The sequence below is a fragment of the Chrysosporum bergii ANA360D genome (genome assembly GCF_029891735.1).
In the GTDB taxonomy this organism is placed as follows: domain Bacteria; phylum Cyanobacteriota; class Cyanobacteriia; order Cyanobacteriales; family Nostocaceae; genus Umezakia; species Umezakia bergii.
Map to the genome: position 1 here is coordinate 1 of NZ_JANQDH010000026.1, position 16,885 is coordinate 16,885.

Annotated in this window: 15 protein-coding genes; 4 read left to right on the forward strand and 11 right to left on the reverse strand. The window is 42.0% G+C overall.

The window, feature by feature from the left end:
• Positions 1-115: 115 nt before the first annotated feature.
• Positions 116-466 (reverse strand): histidine triad nucleotide-binding protein, encoded by a 351-nt coding sequence (locus NWP17_RS04100; RefSeq protein WP_280653643.1) that lies wholly within the window; start codon positions 464-466, stop codon positions 116-118.
• 59 nt (positions 467-525) lie between these two features.
• Here NWP17_RS04100 and NWP17_RS04105 point away from each other — a divergent pair, with 59 nt between their 5' ends.
• Positions 526-2,055, forward strand: coding sequence for a YifB family Mg chelatase-like AAA ATPase (locus tag NWP17_RS04105; RefSeq protein ID WP_280653644.1), 1,530 nt, complete (start codon positions 526-528; stop codon positions 2,053-2,055).
• Positions 2,056-2,886: 831 nt separating this feature from the next.
• Complete coding sequence (gene purB, locus NWP17_RS04110) at positions 2,887-4,182, forward strand: adenylosuccinate lyase (RefSeq protein WP_280653645.1); 1,296 nt, start codon at positions 2,887-2,889, stop codon at positions 4,180-4,182.
• Positions 4,183-4,322: 140 nt separating this feature from the next.
• On the opposite strand, the gene NWP17_RS04115 is transcribed toward purB, so the two are convergent.
• The 3 genes from NWP17_RS04115 to NWP17_RS04125 all read right to left on the reverse strand — a co-directional run bounded on the left by NWP17_RS04115 (position 4,323) and on the right by NWP17_RS04125 (position 5,851).
• Positions 4,323-4,460: a hypothetical protein gene (locus tag NWP17_RS04115; RefSeq protein ID WP_280653646.1), complete on the reverse strand. Its 138-nt coding sequence runs from the start codon at positions 4,458-4,460 to the stop codon at positions 4,323-4,325.
• A 206-nt stretch (positions 4,461-4,666) separates the two neighbouring features.
• A complete protein-coding gene (locus tag NWP17_RS04120; protein ID WP_280653647.1) occupies positions 4,667-5,602 on the reverse strand; it encodes a histone deacetylase family protein in 936 nt (311 codons plus the stop codon).
• A 45-nt stretch (positions 5,603-5,647) separates the two neighbouring features.
• On the reverse strand, positions 5,648-5,851 hold the full coding sequence (locus NWP17_RS04125) for a hypothetical protein (protein ID WP_280653648.1): 204 nt from the start codon (positions 5,849-5,851) through the stop codon (positions 5,648-5,650).
• 429 nt (positions 5,852-6,280) lie between these two features.
• Here NWP17_RS04125 and gyrA point away from each other — a divergent pair, with 429 nt between their 5' ends.
• Together gyrA and lnt are read left to right on the forward strand one after the other, a co-directional pair.
• Positions 6,281-8,866, forward strand: a complete 2,586-nt coding sequence (gene gyrA, locus NWP17_RS04130; protein ID WP_280653649.1) for a DNA topoisomerase (ATP-hydrolyzing) subunit A — start codon at positions 6,281-6,283, stop codon at positions 8,864-8,866.
• Complete coding sequence (lnt, locus tag NWP17_RS04135) at positions 8,847-10,415, forward strand: apolipoprotein N-acyltransferase (protein WP_280653650.1); 1,569 nt, start codon at positions 8,847-8,849, stop codon at positions 10,413-10,415. Before gyrA ends, lnt begins: the two co-directional genes overlap by 20 nt.
• An 85-nt stretch (positions 10,416-10,500) precedes the next feature.
• Here the strand turns inward: lnt and NWP17_RS04140 are convergent, their stop codons facing one another.
• From NWP17_RS04140 to NWP17_RS04170, 7 genes are all read right to left on the reverse strand, one after another.
• Positions 10,501-11,262 carry a DUF4058 family protein gene (locus NWP17_RS04140; protein ID WP_280653651.1) on the reverse strand — a complete coding sequence of 254 codons (762 nt, stop codon included), beginning with the start codon at positions 11,260-11,262 and terminating at the stop codon, positions 10,501-10,503.
• Positions 11,263-11,276: 14 nt separating this feature from the next.
• Positions 11,277-11,837: a hypothetical protein gene (locus tag NWP17_RS04145; RefSeq protein WP_280653652.1), complete on the reverse strand. Its 561-nt coding sequence runs from the start codon at positions 11,835-11,837 to the stop codon at positions 11,277-11,279.
• 110 nt (positions 11,838-11,947) lie between these two features.
• Complete coding sequence (locus NWP17_RS04150) at positions 11,948-13,432, reverse strand: TrbI/VirB10 family protein (protein ID WP_280653653.1); 1,485 nt, start codon at positions 13,430-13,432, stop codon at positions 11,948-11,950.
• A gap of 12 nt (positions 13,433-13,444) precedes the next feature.
• The gene (locus NWP17_RS04155; RefSeq protein WP_280653654.1) at positions 13,445-14,131 is read right to left on the reverse strand and encodes a hypothetical protein; all 687 of its coding nucleotides are present in this window, start codon (positions 14,129-14,131) and stop codon (positions 13,445-13,447) included.
• Between the two features lie 47 nt (positions 14,132-14,178).
• A complete protein-coding gene (locus tag NWP17_RS04160) occupies positions 14,179-15,003 on the reverse strand; it encodes a hypothetical protein (protein ID WP_280653655.1) in 825 nt (274 codons plus the stop codon).
• Positions 15,004-15,031: 28 nt separating this feature from the next.
• Positions 15,032-16,081, reverse strand: coding sequence for a hypothetical protein (locus NWP17_RS04165; RefSeq protein WP_280653656.1), 1,050 nt, complete (start codon positions 16,079-16,081; stop codon positions 15,032-15,034).
• A gap of 20 nt (positions 16,082-16,101) precedes the next feature.
• On the reverse strand, positions 16,102-16,869 hold the full coding sequence (locus NWP17_RS04170; protein WP_280653657.1) for a hypothetical protein: 768 nt from the start codon (positions 16,867-16,869) through the stop codon (positions 16,102-16,104).
• Positions 16,870-16,885 lie beyond the last annotated feature (16 nt).

Consider the following 16,885-nt stretch of genomic DNA (forward strand, 5'->3'; position numbering starts at 1 on the left):
ACTACCTTAAAACAAAAGTTTTGATTTGTAAAGTACTTTTAATTTATTCTTTCTGATGACATTGATTAGTTTTTCTCATGAATCGCATCTCTAGACGCGATTCATTCAGGTTGGCTTAACCAGCAGGCCACTGCATCTCCCTTCCACCTAAGATATGCAAATGTAGATGGTAGACAGTTTGACCCCCGTCAGCACCATTGTTGATCACTAGACGATAACCGTTGTTTAAACCAGCCCCTGCGGCTACCCGTTGGGCGGTTAATAACAGATGTCCTAAAAGGGCTTGATCTTCAGGTTCAGCATCAGCTAATTTAACAATGGGTTTTTTGGGAATGACGAGAATGTGAACTGGGGCTTGGGGGTAAATGTCTTTGAAGGCCAGGGCTAGGTCGTCTTCATAAACAATATCTGCGGGAATTTCCCGACGAATAATTTTGCTGAAAATTGTGTCTGTGCTTTGACTCATGGCAATTTACCTATTCATCTGCTAGAGATTTTAAAGGATTAGTAATATACATATATAAAATGCTGGCTAGAGTCTGGAGTGCATCTATTGTAGGCATTGATGCCGTGAAAGTGGGGGTAGAAGTGGATGTTTCAGGGGGTTTACCAGGAACTGTAGTATTGGGATTACCAGATTCTGCCGTTCAAGAATCTAAAGAGCGAGTCAAGGCCACCCTGAAAAATGCTGGTTTTGCTTTCCCCATGCGGAAAATTGTGATTAACCTGACTCCGGCAGATTTACGTAAAGAGGGTCCTTGTTTCGATTTACCCATTAGTGTGGGGATTTTGGCAGCTTCAGAACAAATTAACCCCGATTTATTGGGAGATTATATTTTTTTAGGTGAAGTTTCTTTAGATGGTAGTTTACGTCCTGTGGCTGGGGTTCTACCCATTGCGGCTACAGCGAAAAAAATGGGCATTAGTGGTTTGGTGGTTCCTGCGGATAATGCTCAAGAAGCCGCAGTGGTGGAAGGATTGGCTGTTTACGGCTGCAATAATCTTACTGATGTGGTGGATTTGTTGAATAATCCAGGGCGTTACCAACCTGTACAGCCAGAGATAATAAAGCACTCAACCACAACAGCTTACGCTCAACCAGATTTAAAAGATGTTAAAGGACAGTCCCATGCTCGTCGTGCTTTGGAAATCGCCGCGGCTGGTGGTCACAATTTAATTTTTGTCGGACCCCCTGGCAGTGGTAAAACCATGTTAGCTAGACGTTTGCCGGGAATTTTACCACCTCTGGAGTTTGCTGAGTCTTTAGAAGTAACTCGGATTCACTCGGTGGCTGGTTTATTGAAAAATCGCGGTTCATTAGTACAGGAACGCCCTTTTCGCAGTCCTCACCATTCAGCCTCTGGTCCTTCTCTGGTGGGGGGTGGGAGTTTTCCCCGTCCGGGGGAAATTTCTTTATCTCATCAAGGAATTTTATTTTTGGATGAATTAACAGAGTTTAAACGAGATGTGTTAGAGTTTCTCCGCCAACCTTTGGAAGATGGTTATGTGACCATTTCCCGCACTAGACAATCTGTGGTATTTCCGGCACAGTTTACTTTAGTGGCTAGCACTAATCCCTGTCCTTGTGGTTACTATGGCGATACTATTCAACCATGTACTTGTTCACCTAGACAACGAGAAAGTTATTGGGCTAAATTATCAGGACCTTTAATGGATCGCATTGATTTACAAGTTGCAGTTAATCGCTTAAAACCAGAAGAAATTACCCAACAACCCATGGGTGAAGCCTCGGCTTCAGTCTTAGAACGAGTTAAAAAAGCACGCCGGCGCGCCGTTGAACGTTTCCAGGGAGAACCCAATTTGCGCTGCAATGCTCAAATGAAAAGTCATCATCTGCAAAAGTGGTGCAAGTTAGATGATACCGGGCGTAATTTGTTAGAATCAGCCATTAGAAAATTAGGACTGTCAGCCAGGGCAAGCGATCGCATTCTTAAAGTAGGGCGGACTATTGCAGATTTGGCAGGGGAAGATGAATTAAAAGCCCATCACATAGCTGAGGCGATTCAGTATCGTACTATTGATAGGATGCAATAGGAAGCGGTTTACAACTTTTCCAGTTCCTTTCTCGCTGGATGGATGCACCAAAAGAGGGGAAAACTAACAGAATTGCATTAAATAATTACTCAACAGCACCTAGCCATTTGGGAGACTCAACTGGTTACGCAGACCCCAACAACATTACAAAATGTAAACTACACCAAACACCCCAAAACCCCCAAACTCCAACCCCAGTAACCGTCTCAACTATATTAAGAAATGTAAACCCAGGCTCAAAACCGTCGCATGGAGCCACAGCCAGCCACAGCCAGCCCAAGAATGTAAATAAAAGTAAAGATATTAATCAACCCTTGACTTGTTTGTAAAACCATGTTATATTAAACCCATAATCTGAAAACCACACTTCAGCAACCCAACCACAGCTACGCAAACAAGATAATACATCTCAAATTCCGTAGCCTCGTGCAACCGAACCTTGAAAACCAAATACATCAATAGTTTCCTATGGGTAGGGTTCAACACCCCCATTTCCCCGCAAGGGGATGGACACAATAAGAGGGGTGTCAGGATGATTCCCATCGGGGGCATAAACACGCCTGCCAGTTCAACACTTCCATTTCCCCGCAAGGGGATGGAAACGCGTCAGAGTTACCTCCTTCGCCTCCGTTACCACCAACTTATGAAGGCGGATCCGGTGGTTCAACACCCCCATTTCCCCGCAAGGGGATGGACACAACAGGGGGATAAAACCGCAAAACCGCATTTCCCCGTAAGGGGATGGCAACACTAACTAGGCATTTAAAAGCCTGGGGCAAAAATCGGCGCTATTAAATTGTAGAATATGACAGTTGTATTCTGCCGCGAACGTTGATTGAGCGTTATACTTTGCCCGAAATGGGCAACCTGTGGACTGAATCTTACAAGTTAAAAACCTGGCTTCAGGTGGAGATTGCAGTTTGTGAAGCCCAAGCTGAACTGGGTTATATCCCTTCTCAGGCAGTTGAGGAAATTAAAGCCAAGGCTGATTTTGACCCCAAGCGGGTGCTAGAAATTGAGGCTGAGGTTCGTCATGATGTCATTGCTTTTTTAACCAATGTGAATGAGTATGTCGGCGACGCTGGACGCTATATTCATCTAGGACTAACTAGTTCAGATGTACTAGATACAGCTTTAGGATTGCAATTAGTTGCTAGTCTAGATGTATTATGCCAACATCTAGAAAATTTGATTCAAGCAATTCGCCATAAAGCGCGGGAACATCGTCATACGGTGATGATAGGGCGTTCCCATGGTATTCACGCTGAACCAATGACTTTTGGTTTTAAATTAGCTGGATGGTTAGCTGAGGTATTACGCCATCAAGAAAGGCTGAAAGTCCTGCGGGAAACCATAGCTGTGGGTAAAATTTCCGGTGCGGTGGGAACCTATGCCAACATTGAACCGCGAGTTGAAGCCATTGCTTGCCAAAAACTAGGACTCAAACCTGATACAGCCTCAACACAAGTTATTTCTCGCGATCGCCATGCGGACTACGTGCAACAATTAGCCTTAGTTGCCGCATCTATTGAACGCTTTGCTGTAGAAATTCGCAACTTACAAAAAACAGATGTTTTAGAGGTTGAAGAATTTTTCGCCAAAGGTCAAAAAGGCTCCTCAGCAATGCCCCATAAGCGCAACCCCATCCGTTCGGAAAGGCTGACGGGAATGGCTCGGCTGGTGAGAAGTCATGCTGGTGCAGCCTTAGAGAATGTTGCTTTGTGGCATGAGCGAGACATTTCCCATAGTTCTGTAGAACGGGTGATTTTACCAGATGCTTGTATTTTGACACATTTTATGCTGGTAGAAATCACAGACCTGGTGAAAAACCTGCTAGTTTACCCGGAAAACATGACGCGGAATCTTAACTGTTATGGCGGTGTAGTATTTAGCCAAAAAGTTCTCCTCGCCTTAATAGAGAAGGGAATGAGGCGAGAAGAAGCTTATGCCATTGTCCAAGACAGCGCTCATGCTGCTTGGAACAAGCCACAAGGAAACTTCCACCATTTAATCAGTCAAGATCCCCGCGTAACTCAAAAGTTGTCCCCAGCAGAACTAGAAACTTGTTTTGACCCTCAACAACATCTCCGCCATTTAGAACAGGTTTACCAACGACTAGGTATTTAAACCTTTCTTCATTAGTAAATCATCTTGGGGCGAAAATTTGTTCGCCTTTTTTCATCACTTGTAAATAACCATAGTGGGAGAGTTGCGGGAAAAATTTTCAAGGCTAACACCTAACACGAAGCATTCCACCAAAGTTTAATTTAGCGTTCTCCTGTTTTTTCAATGGTTTCTATAACTGCTAAACCAATACCCGAAACTGCTATTAGCATGACTGCTGATAGTAAATAGGCATTAGTAAACATCCGAAGCGCGTCTTCAAAAAAAATATAGGTGGTCATTGCTTCACCTTTTGAACTCTGTGCTGCTAGTAGTATTAATTTTTCCTCGTTTTGACTTGAGAGTTTCCGGGAAAAATTTACCTGCATTAGAATCTTAACAAAACTTTAGCTAAATAAAACAGAAGCTTGTCGCCCAGTGCGACATAATACTTTCATGACCGAAAGATAAACTTATGTATTTGTTAGTATTAGTGAGCAAAAAAAAGTCATTTAGCTGAAAATTGCTGTAAGCAGCGTTCAATAGTCCCTAATACAGATTGGGAAAGAGATGTAAAATCATAACCACCCTCTAAACCAAAGAGAACTTTACGAGTTATTCCCAAACAAGCATCAGTAAATAAGGCGTAATCTTGTGGTTGCAGGTTTATACTGGCTAAAGGATCTGAGGCATTTGCATCATAACCAGCACTGACAATTAGTAAATCTGCCCCAAAGTCAGCTAAAAAAGGTATAGCCTTGTTTTCTATTAATGGCTGATATGTAGTAATATCACTAGCGGGAAGTATGGGCAGGTTTAAGACGTTATGATAAAATCCCTGTTCAGAAGCTTGACCAGTACCGGGATAACAAGGGTGCTGATGTAAAGAACAGTAGGCAATTTGCGGGTGAGTTTCCACTATGGACTGAGTACCATTGCCATGATGCACATCCCAGTCTAAAATAGCAACGCGGTTAACTCCAGGTTGTTCTAAAGCATATAAGGCGGCGATCGCTGCATGAGAAAATAAGCAAAAACCCATACCAGCATTATTTTCAGCATGATGTCCTGGTGGACGTGCTAACACAAAGGCCGGGTTAGCTAACTGTAGCACCGCATCAACCCCATCTAACCAAGCACTGACCGCTAACAATGCCACATCATAACTGCGGGGGGAAACTGGTGTATCACTGTCTAAGTAACCGCCACCGCTGGCTGCAATTTGCTTAACTTTGTTGACGTAGGCGGGATCATGTGCTTTGAGCAGCATGGGCATAAGCAATGGCTGGGATAATACAGGGGTGGGCGATCGCCAAGTGATTTTTTCTGCAAAAGCCGATTGTTGGAGGGCGTTGACGATGACGCTCAACCGTTCTGGCTTTTCGGGATGGTATCTTCCAGTTTTGTGATCTAGAAATTCGTGGGAATAAATGACTGGGAGCATCACAGGCAAAGTGTTGTCAAGCAGAATGATTTCATCCTACTACTATTAATGCTCCTTAATATCCTCCTCCAAGGTTTCATCAATTGGTTGCTCCAGCATCTCTGGTACTAAGGCTTGATTACCCCTCCGTTCAGCTGGTGATTGTCCACGGATAACATCATCCATTTTGGGAGGATGTTTGATCATATCCAGCACCTCTGGACTTAATTGAGATGCCATATCTTCTCGATGATTTTTTGGCTGATTCATGGCAAATTGCTGTAACTGCTCCTCTTCAGGTTACGATATCTTTCACCTAGGTGTACACTATCCTGAGACTTAGAGTATTTAGATGAAAAAATACCAGGATCATAACCAAGGATCAACAAATCTATTTTGGGGTTTTTCAATTATTATTAAAATTATTAAACACCAAAAAATTCATGCAAAATTCATCCAAAATTCACATAAAAATTATCCTCAAAACCCATATATAATCATTTTTTGATAGTGGTAGAGAAAATTTAGGGCTTTGGGCTTGAAATTCTGATGTTTTAGCTAGTTGCGGCTCGGCCAAGAGCAATCTATATGTTAGAATGATAACAAAATATGGCAATTATTCAAAATTAATTGAGAATAATTTGGCGCTTGCTTTCAGCTGAAGGGCTAAAATCTACATTTTTTGGAGTTTTTTAGGTTATGACAACCTCACAGGAGCGGATTATCCCCACAGACTTGCGGAACGAAATGTCCCAGTCTTATCTGGAATATGCCATGAGCGTGATTGTGGGTCGGGCGCTACCAGATGCTAGGGATGGTCTGAAACCTGTGCATCGTCGCATCCTATATGCAATGCACGAGCTGGGGCTAACTCATGATCGTCCGTTTCGGAAATGCGCCCGTGTAGTTGGGGAAGTGCTGGGTAAATATCACCCCCACGGTGACACAGCAGTGTATGATGCTTTGGTGCGGATGGCACAGGATTTTTCTATGCGATCGCCCCTCATTAACGGACATGGTAACTTTGGTTCTATAGACAACGATCCCCCGGCAGCAATGCGATACACAGAATGTCGCCTGCAAGCCTTAACCAGTGTATCCCTACTACAAGATATTGAATCAGAAACAGTAGACTTCATCGACAACTTCGACGGTTCCCAACAAGAACCGACAGTATTACCATCACGCATCCCTCAATTGTTGCTCAATGGTTCCTCCGGTATAGCAGTGGGGATGGCAACTAATATTCCTCCCCACAACCTGGGAGAATTAATAGATGGTTTAGTAGCACTGATTCACAACTCAGAAATCACCGATTTGGAATTAATGGACTACATTCATGGTCCAGACTTTCCCACAGGAGCGCAGGTTTTAGGCACATCTGCCATACGGGAAGCTTACACCACTGGACGGGGTTCCATTACCATGCGGGGAGTCGCCACTATTGAAACCATCGAACAACGAGGGCGGCCAAGTAGAGAAGCAATTATTATTACTGAGTTACCTTACCAAACCAACAAGGCGGCGTTGATTGAACGAATCGCCGATATGGTGAATGAAAAGCGTCTAGAGGGCATTGCAGATATCCGGGACGAAAGCGATCGCGATGGGATGAGAATCGTGATCGAACTCAAGCGGGATGCTTACCCCCGGGTAGTGCTAAACAACCTCTACAAGCAAACGCCCCTACAAAGCAACTTTGGGGCGAATATGCTGGCGTTGGTCAATGGTAAACCAGAAATTCTCACCCTCAAGAAATTCTTACAAGTATTTCTAGATTTCCGTGTTGAAGCCATTACCAGACGCACCCGTTACGAACTGCGAAAAGCCGAAGCACGCGATCACATCTTACAGGGTTTATTGATTGCCTTATCTCAACTAGACGCAATTATTTATTTAATTCGTCATGCACCGGATGCACCCACAGCCAAAACAGAGTTAATTACAACCTACGGGCTGTCAGAACTGCAAGCAGACGCAATTTTACAAATGCAGCTGCGGCGGTTAACTGCTTTAGAAGCAGATAAAATTCGTCAAGAACACGAAGACCTACAAAGGCAAATCGCCGATTTGCAAGATATTTTGGCACGGCGAGAACGAATCCTAGAAATAATTCAAACCGAAGTCACCCAGTTAAAAGATAGCTTTGCTACACCACGGCGGACGGTAATTTTACCAATAGAAGGAGAAATAGATGAGCGTGACCTAATTGCCAATGAAAAAGCTATTATTCTCCTCACAGAGCAAGGTTACATCAAACGTATGCCTGTGAATACCTTTGAAGCTCAAAGCCGTGCTACCAGAGGTAAAGCCGCAGCTAAAGTAAAAGACGATGATACCATTGAGCATTTCTTAACTTGCTGCGATCATGACAGTATTTTGTTCTTTAGCGATCGCGGTGTTGTCTACTGCTTAAAAGCTTATCAAATCCCGGTAGGTTCCCGCACCAGTCGCGGCACTCCCATTGTGCAAATGTTACCTATTCCTAGGGAAGAAAAAATTACTTCAGTCGTCCCGGTGGACCAGTTTAGTGACGAGGAATATCTGGTGATGCTCACCAAAGGTGGCAACATTAAGAAGACTGAACTATCAGCATTTAGTAACATCAGGGCTAACGGCTTAATTGCCATTTCTTTGGAAGAAGGCGACCAACTGCGATGGGTGCGACGTGCTAGGGTAGAAGACAGCATAATTATCGGTTCTCGTCAAGGTATGGCCATACACTTTAGATGTACCCACGAACAGCTACGTCCTTTAGGTAGAGCCACTCGCGGTGTAAAAGCCATGAAACTAAAGAATAGAGATGAACTGGTAGGAATGGATATACTTCCCGCCGCCATTCTCAACACCTTAGATACAGATGAAGCCGAAATCCCAGAAATTGAACCTCCAGACATGGAAACTCAAGAGGAATCCTCAGAAATACCGAGTAACGGCAATGTGGGACCCTGGGTGTTAGTAATTACTATGGGGGGATATGGTAAGCGCGTACCAGTTGCCCAATTCCGACTGCAAAACCGTGCTGGCCAGGGTATAATGGCTACCAAATTCAAAAACCGCAAAGGTGAAGACAAATTAGCTACCCTACGCATTGTTAATAATGACAATGATGAAATTATGATGGTCACCAATCGTGGTATCATCATCCGTCAGGCGGTGAAAGCAATTTCCATCCAATCGCGATCGGCAACTGGCGTTAGAGTGCAGCGTCTTGACGAAGATGATGCCATTAATGGTGTAGCCATAGTTCCCCCTGATACTGTAGATGTGGAAGAAGCTGAGTAAAAAACACAGGGAGAAGCTAACAGCTTTACTCCCTTACTCAATCTCCTTAGCCAGTGGTATATTAATGGGGCTAACCGTAGCCCCTGTAGGTGCGTGGTTTTTGTCTTGGATTGCCCTATCCCCTTTGTGGGTGTTAATTGTTACGGCTAAGTCAAAAAAAATTAAATATCCCCCCCTCCTTGGTTTGGCTTGGGGTATTGGTTATCACGGTGTCGCCCTGTCCTGGATTACTGGTATTCATCCTATGGACTGGCTGGGGGTTCCTTGGTTGCTGAGTTTGACCATAGCCCTTTTTTGTTGGTCATTTATCACCCTCTATGGGGGGTTATTAGTTACCCTGTGGGGAGTGGCTATGGCTCGTTTTGCCGGGAGAAACACCTGGCAACGTGTTCTATTTGCTACAGCTACCTGGTGCGGGCTAGAAACCCTATGGAGTGCCAGTCCCTTGTGGTGGAGTTCACTAGCTTATACGCAAAGTCCGCATAACTTAGTAATTTTACACCTCGGTCAACTCTCAGGACCTAACACCGTCACTGCCGCCATTGTTGCTGTGAATGGCTTAGTGGCTGAAGCCTGGATCACCCGTCAAGCCAAGACCGCCCCAGCGTCCTTTGCGCCCATGGAGTTGATCAACAAAAGTTTAGGTATAGCCACAGCACTGTTAATTAGTTTACACATTCTAGGTTTTTACTTATACAACATTCCCATCCCCCAACCACCAGAAGCCGCATTAAAAGTGGGAATTATCCAAGGTAATATCCCCAACAGAATTAAATTATATCCAGAAGGTTTGCGTCGGGCAATGGCAGGTTATACCAGTGGATATTACATTTTAGTAGATCAAGGTGTAGATGCAGTCCTCACCCCAGAAGGGGCTTTGCCATATTTCCTGCGGGACTTAACCAACACTAGCTTAGTTAAAGCAATACAAGAGAAAAATATAGTAGGGTGGATAGGCGCATTTGGCGAAAAAGGACCCAGCTACACAAATAGTTTATTTACTTTCACCGGTAGCGGTGAAGTTGTCAGTCGTTATGACAAAACTAAGTTAGTTCCCCTGGGGGAGTATATTCCTTTTGAAGGTATTTTAGGCGGTATAATTCAGCGTTTATCACCTCTGAAGGAACATCAAGTACCAGGCTCACCAAATCAGATATTTGATACCCCATTTGGTCGGGGGATTGTTGGTATTTGTTACGACTCAGCCTTTCCGGAAATATTCCGCCGTCAAGCTGCTTCTGGTGGTGAATTTATACTCAGTTCTTCCAATGATGCTCACTATAGCGCCTCTATGCCATTTCAGCATCACGCCTTAGATATCATGCGGGCTATAGAAACCGATAGATGGTCAGTGCGGGCCACTAATACAGGATATTCAGCTTTTGTAGACCCCCACGGACAAACCCTATGGATATCTGGACATAATACCTATGAAACTCATGCTGAAATTGTCTACAAACGGCAAACCCAAACTTTATACGTCCGTTGGGGTGATTGGTTGACAGTGGTGTTGTTGGGGTTGAGTGTTTTAGCTTACATCAAGAATTAACAGGTAAATTTGTTTTTTTTGACCCTCCCCCCGCCTAAAGCCGGGGGATTCCAGCGTCACTAACGTTTTTTGCTGTCAATCATTTTTATACTTTGGTTAAAACTTCCCTCGCCCAAGTTTGCTGTTCAGGAGGTAAGGCGGGTTTGAGAGGTTGGGAATAATCAATGGCTAAATCAAATCTAGCCCGTTCATATATTTCATTGATTAATTTCTGCAAATCGATCACCGGTTCCATTTCTCCCCAACGCAAGGGGACAGGAAAACTAGGAATAGTATCTTGTAAGTTAAAGCCATAAAGGTCTGCATCCGGTCTTTCATCACTACGACTGACTAAAATTCGATAATCAGTCTTAGTCACTCCCAACATCGGTAAGGCTTCTCCTTGTCGCAACAAGTCAATTTCTACTAAATTGGTTGCTGAGAGCAAAATTTTTTGCCTTTTGCCCTCGTAAACTTTTCTTCCTTCCTGAGAACGTTTGTTTTTGGGGGAAAGCACTTCGATAACAGTCACAACTTCCGGGCTTTGTGTGGTTCTTACTTCCAAGAATCTTTCAATTATCTGTTCAGGTATGGGAACCTTAACTTTAGTGGGTTCAACTAGTTTTTGATTGGTTGAATTTGTCTGAGTTTCTAGATTATTTCTCTTAGCAACAGCTACATCCGCAATTCCTACCAATAAAATATCATCCACACTGGTGTAAACTCGCTCCTCAATAGCAACTCTATATTTGGGAGCAATTTGGGGTGTGAGTTCATCAGCAATAGATACAATTAAGCGATTGTGTACCTGATGCCATAGTTCAGGTTGTTCTAAATATGGATTCATACCAGGAAAGGGATTTCGCATTGTACGTATAGTTATTACTGAAATTTTCCCGCACAGGTAGCACCTCCGGAAACCGGATCAGGATAAATCGCTAAAGTGTGATAGTCCGGGGCAGTGTTTTGATATAATATCCTAAAAGTATATAGCTTAGTTTTACCTTGGTCTTCAGTAATCACTGTTAACAGTGTATTGTCCACTTTAGGCAATCCGGGGATATTCAATCTTTGAATGCGCCGCAGTTGGATCACGTTTGCTGACGATTGTTCACAATTTGCTGAACTCCCATTACCTCCTGCGCCAAACTGCATACACATGGGCCCATCAAAATCCATAGTTACCTGTGAGGGGTCGTTTAACCAAACTTTTTTAATTGTTTCCCCGGTGGGCAAAAAACTTAAATTTGTACCTTGCTGATAAGAAATTTTAATGGTGGGTACAATTCCCCCTAAGCCTTGTGCATGGCAAGAAAACATGGAACGTAAAACAGCATTATCAGCTAAAGCTCGACCTATAACTAATATAGTTGCACTTGGGATAATCACACAGGTTAGAGGTAAGAAATAACCAGACTTAAACACTGATTTGATTAAACTCATATCTTTTATAACATTTCTTAAACACATCAGATACAAATGTAAATCATCGCCTTGTAGGACAAGTTCTGCTTGCTAATGATGTACATCACTAAGCAGCGAAAACCGCTATATTACAACTGAATGGTTCTATTAACATATATTTCCACCTCCTGACCAGCTGGTATAAACCAAACATTAGTTTGTCGCATCATTTGAGAGATGGCCTGTTGGTTGCGTTGGGCGATTTGGGGAACTACAGAGTTTAAACCACCTTCTAAAATTCCCGCAGTAACATTGCGCCTATTGTTTGTACTAGTCACTACCGTACTACCACCTTCAATGGAAACTTGAGACTCACTACGATTAAATAATTCCGCTCCTTTACCAATACCTCCCAAAACAAATAACCCTAAATCCATCCCTGCTATAGATGAAGCTTGATTAGGATATTGATTTGCTACTAAAGGTTTACCTTGGGGAGCGCGAACAATAATCGCATTATTGGGTAAATTTCTTTCTCGCAGTTCTCCGTTATCTTCTGAAATCACCTTGACCACATTTAACTGTAGTAGTCCTTGTTCAGAAATAGAACTAATTTGCGCTAATAACTCAGTGTTAACAGGTAAGGCGATCGCACCATCCACCGATGGTAATGGGTTAATCAAACGCAAAACAAATACATTATTATCATCTTCATTACTGTCAGCATTTATTGACTGTGCAGTTTCCCCAAATAAAGCTGTTGCTAACACTGCTTTTGCACTAGTACCGACTTTAATAGATTTTGAGCTTTGAACCTGGGGAGGGGCTGGTTGAGGCTGAGAATTAGTGACCAAAGCTTCTACATTAGGATTACTTTCAGGTACTAATAAGGCTGTATTCACTCTAGATTGACCAGTGGTGTGGACTTGACCGTAACTACCTAACTTTGCTAACCTTGTCCATTCATCCAGGGGATGTGGTGGTGGGGGTTGAGTTGGCGGGGTGATTATTGCTGGTGGGGGAGGTGGGAGTGGAGAGGCCATAGCAATTGGTGGGACAGGAACTAGAGAAGCTGGCCTTTCAATGATGCGCTCAACAGTCACTACTTTAGGTGTTGGTATGTTTTCTCTGGGTTGTGCGGTTTCCTCCCGTGATTTGACCTTGTTTCTGAGATTTTCTTGAGCTGCTTTTACTGCTTGTACTTGTTCAGCCAGAGCTAATTTTGTTTTGAGAATTTCTATTTCTTCTTGTAAATTTTGCTGGGGTAATTCATCTATTGCTGGTAATTCATTAGTGACAGAAACTAAATTATTTCTGGGTCTTTGATTGCTGGTATTCATAATCTGGGATAAAAACCCCCCAGCAACTACCACTATAACCAAGGTAGCACCGCCTACTAAGGTTAACTTAGCAAAAGGATTAGAGGAAAGAGATTGATTAGTTTGTGCTTCTTGCTGGGTCTGGAAAGTTTGCCCATCGGCTGCTTCTGCTGCTAATACCTCAGTGTTGATTTGTAAATGTTCTGGTTCAAAGCCAACTAATTTAGCCATTTTTGCTTCCCAATCTAAAGCATCTAATTCTATTTTCTGTTCTTCAGAAATTGGTTGGACTGGATGAATGGAATAATAACTCATGAGATTATATTGTTAATTTTCAGAACACTTTTTATCTGTGAAGTTACATATTTGGTAAATTTCTAGCCTGGCTTCAGCAAGACGGTAAGCGGCTAAATTCCATGGTAGGGGTTCCGGTGGGAGTGAGATTGCTGGTTGATCAATGGCTCGCACTAAGATGATTTTGTTAAAGGAAGTTGAAATTCCCAAATTATCAGAACTGCTAAAATGTAAGTGATTAGCCAAAATTTCTATTTTCCATTTACCATCACCTATTGTTGTGGGTTGAGAAACTGTGTTTATTACTAACACATATTCACTTTGGCGGTTAATATTGGCTAATTGACCAGTGGTATTTAAGTTAGTAATTTCCGCCTGCAACTTGGGTTTTAAATCAGGGGCTAAAAGTTGAGAAGTAATTTCCCATACTGTCACTGGTGGTTGTTGCTGTGACCAAGTAAGCATTAACGTCATGGTTTCACCTACAAAGCGGCGAATTGTTTCTGGATGTCTTTGATTAGTTAGTTGAGGATCTACAGTAATTGCTCGACCATCAACAAGTTGTACTAAACTTTGGGGTGTTAACTGCTGTTTTAAATTGTCGATCATAGAACCGTGGAACAAAAGTAATAACAAAGTGAGTATATTTAAACTGAATGTTCCTACAGCTAACAGTGGCAATATGCTAGTTTTTTTGTTTTCTGTCTTGATTAGTTGCATAAATAACTTAATATATAAAGTATAAACTTGATTTGTCAAGGGCAAATTTATCTGATAAAATTTTGATACCTGCCTTGATTGTCACAGAGTTTTCCTTGATCCTTGGAGAGATGATCATAGTCATTTAGCAAACATAAATTACGAATTTCGTAAATTTCTAATTTGTGGGCGCGATTGCTATCAATTGCTTTTTGGATATCGGTGCTAGTATTAGGTAAAGGGTAGGGGAAATAATCTACCGCACGCACTAGGAAATCTTTATTAAACGGTGTAACTGTTTTTCTATCATCATCTGTTTTTTTTTGAATCAGATCAGCCACCATACCAACTCGCCACTTTCCTGGGGCGATCTGTTCTGGGGGATAAATGCGTTGGATAACTAATTCTGCTAAGATCACTTGGCTAGGATTTTGAGAAAAAACTTCTGGTGGTGTCATTTCAGCGATCGCACCTAAAAAACCTTTACGAAAATGTTCTGTTATGGCGAAACTAGCTACCCAACTGCTAGTAGTCACCCTTTGTCTACCACCTTGTGGGGTTCTGACCTGGATTCCTAAATCTACTTGAGGTTTGGTGGCTTCTGTGATGGTTTGTGGTGGTAGAGTTCCCGACCAGTTAAACATAGATGTCATAGTTTTACTGATAAATTGGCGAATAGCTTGGGGATCTCTGGCTAAATCATCAACAGCGCCCACGGGTTGACCATCGATCATTTGCACAAAATTAGGCGGTTTTCTCAGACTTAGTTGGCGAATATTCAACCCTTGCCAGATAAATAAACATAACACCAATAGATGTAAGCTAAAGGTAATGATGGCAAATATTGTTAACACATTTACCCCTGGTTTTCGTCGTTCTAGTAAATTAGTCATTTTTTTTCACCTCATGGAAGTTTAAAGTTTATATTCTCTGTTTTACCAAGGTATTTGTATGATTAATCGCACTAAAAACCGCAAAACCTCCAGCACCAGCCACCACTAAAGATAACAAAGGCGCTAAAATTCCTAAAAAAATTAGGAACCACATTAAGTCTGGATTAGCATTAGGATTTTCCGCCGGTCCAGTGATAATCACTGAAGCTGTGACCACAGCAATTATATTGAATGAAATTTTAGCAATTCCCGCGGATAAAAAACCTGTTAACCAAGCATAAACAGGTTTTCCCGCAACAGGTAGCAAGGATGCACCTACAGCCAACGGTCCTAAAGCAGCTATCAGCAACATAGTGGCTTCTATTAAGTTTTGAAAAGCATACTGCACAGAAATTAAAAAGTTTTTGATGCTAGTTTGTGTTGTATTACCCAAGAGGGAATTAAAGCTAGTATCTGATAAGTTTTCTGTGCCAAATTTTAAGGAAATTACCTGATTTTCCAGTCTTTGAATCCAAGTTCTATTACCATATAAATCTCTATATCCTCGCCAGAGGTTATCTGTTTGTTCGCTGGCTTTAGCAAAACATTGGGTTTGCTGTTCACCGGTCAATGATTGACAAGGACGCAGCACAGAACCAGCTATTTCCTCCGCCAGACTCATATTCAATGCTTGCTGATAATTTTGTTCTGCATCTGCTGTAGTTAGTATTTGCTGATTAACTGTATTGATCAAGTTCCTTAACCCCAATGTCAAGGTAGAAAGTATGCTCCCTCCGGGGGAATTAGTTAATAAAATCACCACTATAAAAGGCCAAATCAAACCGGTTATTGGGCGGGAGTATTCAGCATATATAACATCTTTTAGCCATTGCACCATAAAAAATAGTAGAGTACCCACAGCAAAAAAAACACCCAAATTGGTTAGCGCACCATATAAATTACTACTAGTATTATTTTGTAATATATTTACCCATTGATTATCCCAACTTTCCGCCATGCTTCTGGCGGTTATAGCACCACTAGCAAAAGTTTCATTAATACCAATTTCGGGAAAGACTTGTAAAATATGTAGATACATGGTAACTAAATAAATAATAATTAATTTTTTTCTCGGCCGAATAAATCTGTTTGAGCAGTGCTGCGGAACAGTCTAGCTGCTTCTGTGGCGGAATCAATTCTGCGGGAGCGATTCATTTCTTCTATTTGCTGGGAAACATTAGCTAAGTTTAAGTTAGAGTATTGCAGAGACTGGTTAGTTTGCATGGTTTGGGCTAAGTTAGCACTAGTAAGTTTTGCTTGTTCTTGTTGGATTTTAATACTTTGTAATTCTAATTTTGCTTGTTCTCTCTCCAGTGGTGCTAATGGATTAATGACAGATAAACCACTAATAGTATTGGTAAGTTGATTGAAAATGTTATCAGAGTTTTGAGAGATTTGGTCAATATTATCTATCACATTTTCAACGTTTTGTAATTGTGATTTTAAGCGGGTTTGTCCCGCATTACCCATAATGCTTTGGATAGAAGCAAAAGTAATTATTCGGTTAATTTCATAACTAACTGAATGCGCGTGAATAACTGGGTTGTTTTCAAATTTATTGGTTACTGGGTTAAATAATATATCCTGGCGCAGAATTTCTCCGGCTTCAACCGGGTTAGGTATACTCAATTCTCCGGTGGAATTATTCAAAGCATTTTGGCTAGTTACTTGCAAAGGTTTTAAAGTTGCTATCAAATTATTACGGAGATAATTTTGCATATCTACCGAATAAAATTGAAAATCACTCCAAACTTGTCCTAATTGTGCCATGGCTGGGAGGAGTAATAAAGAGGAAAAAACTAATGTTAAAAATGTAGTGCGCTGCATATATTTCTTTGAGCTA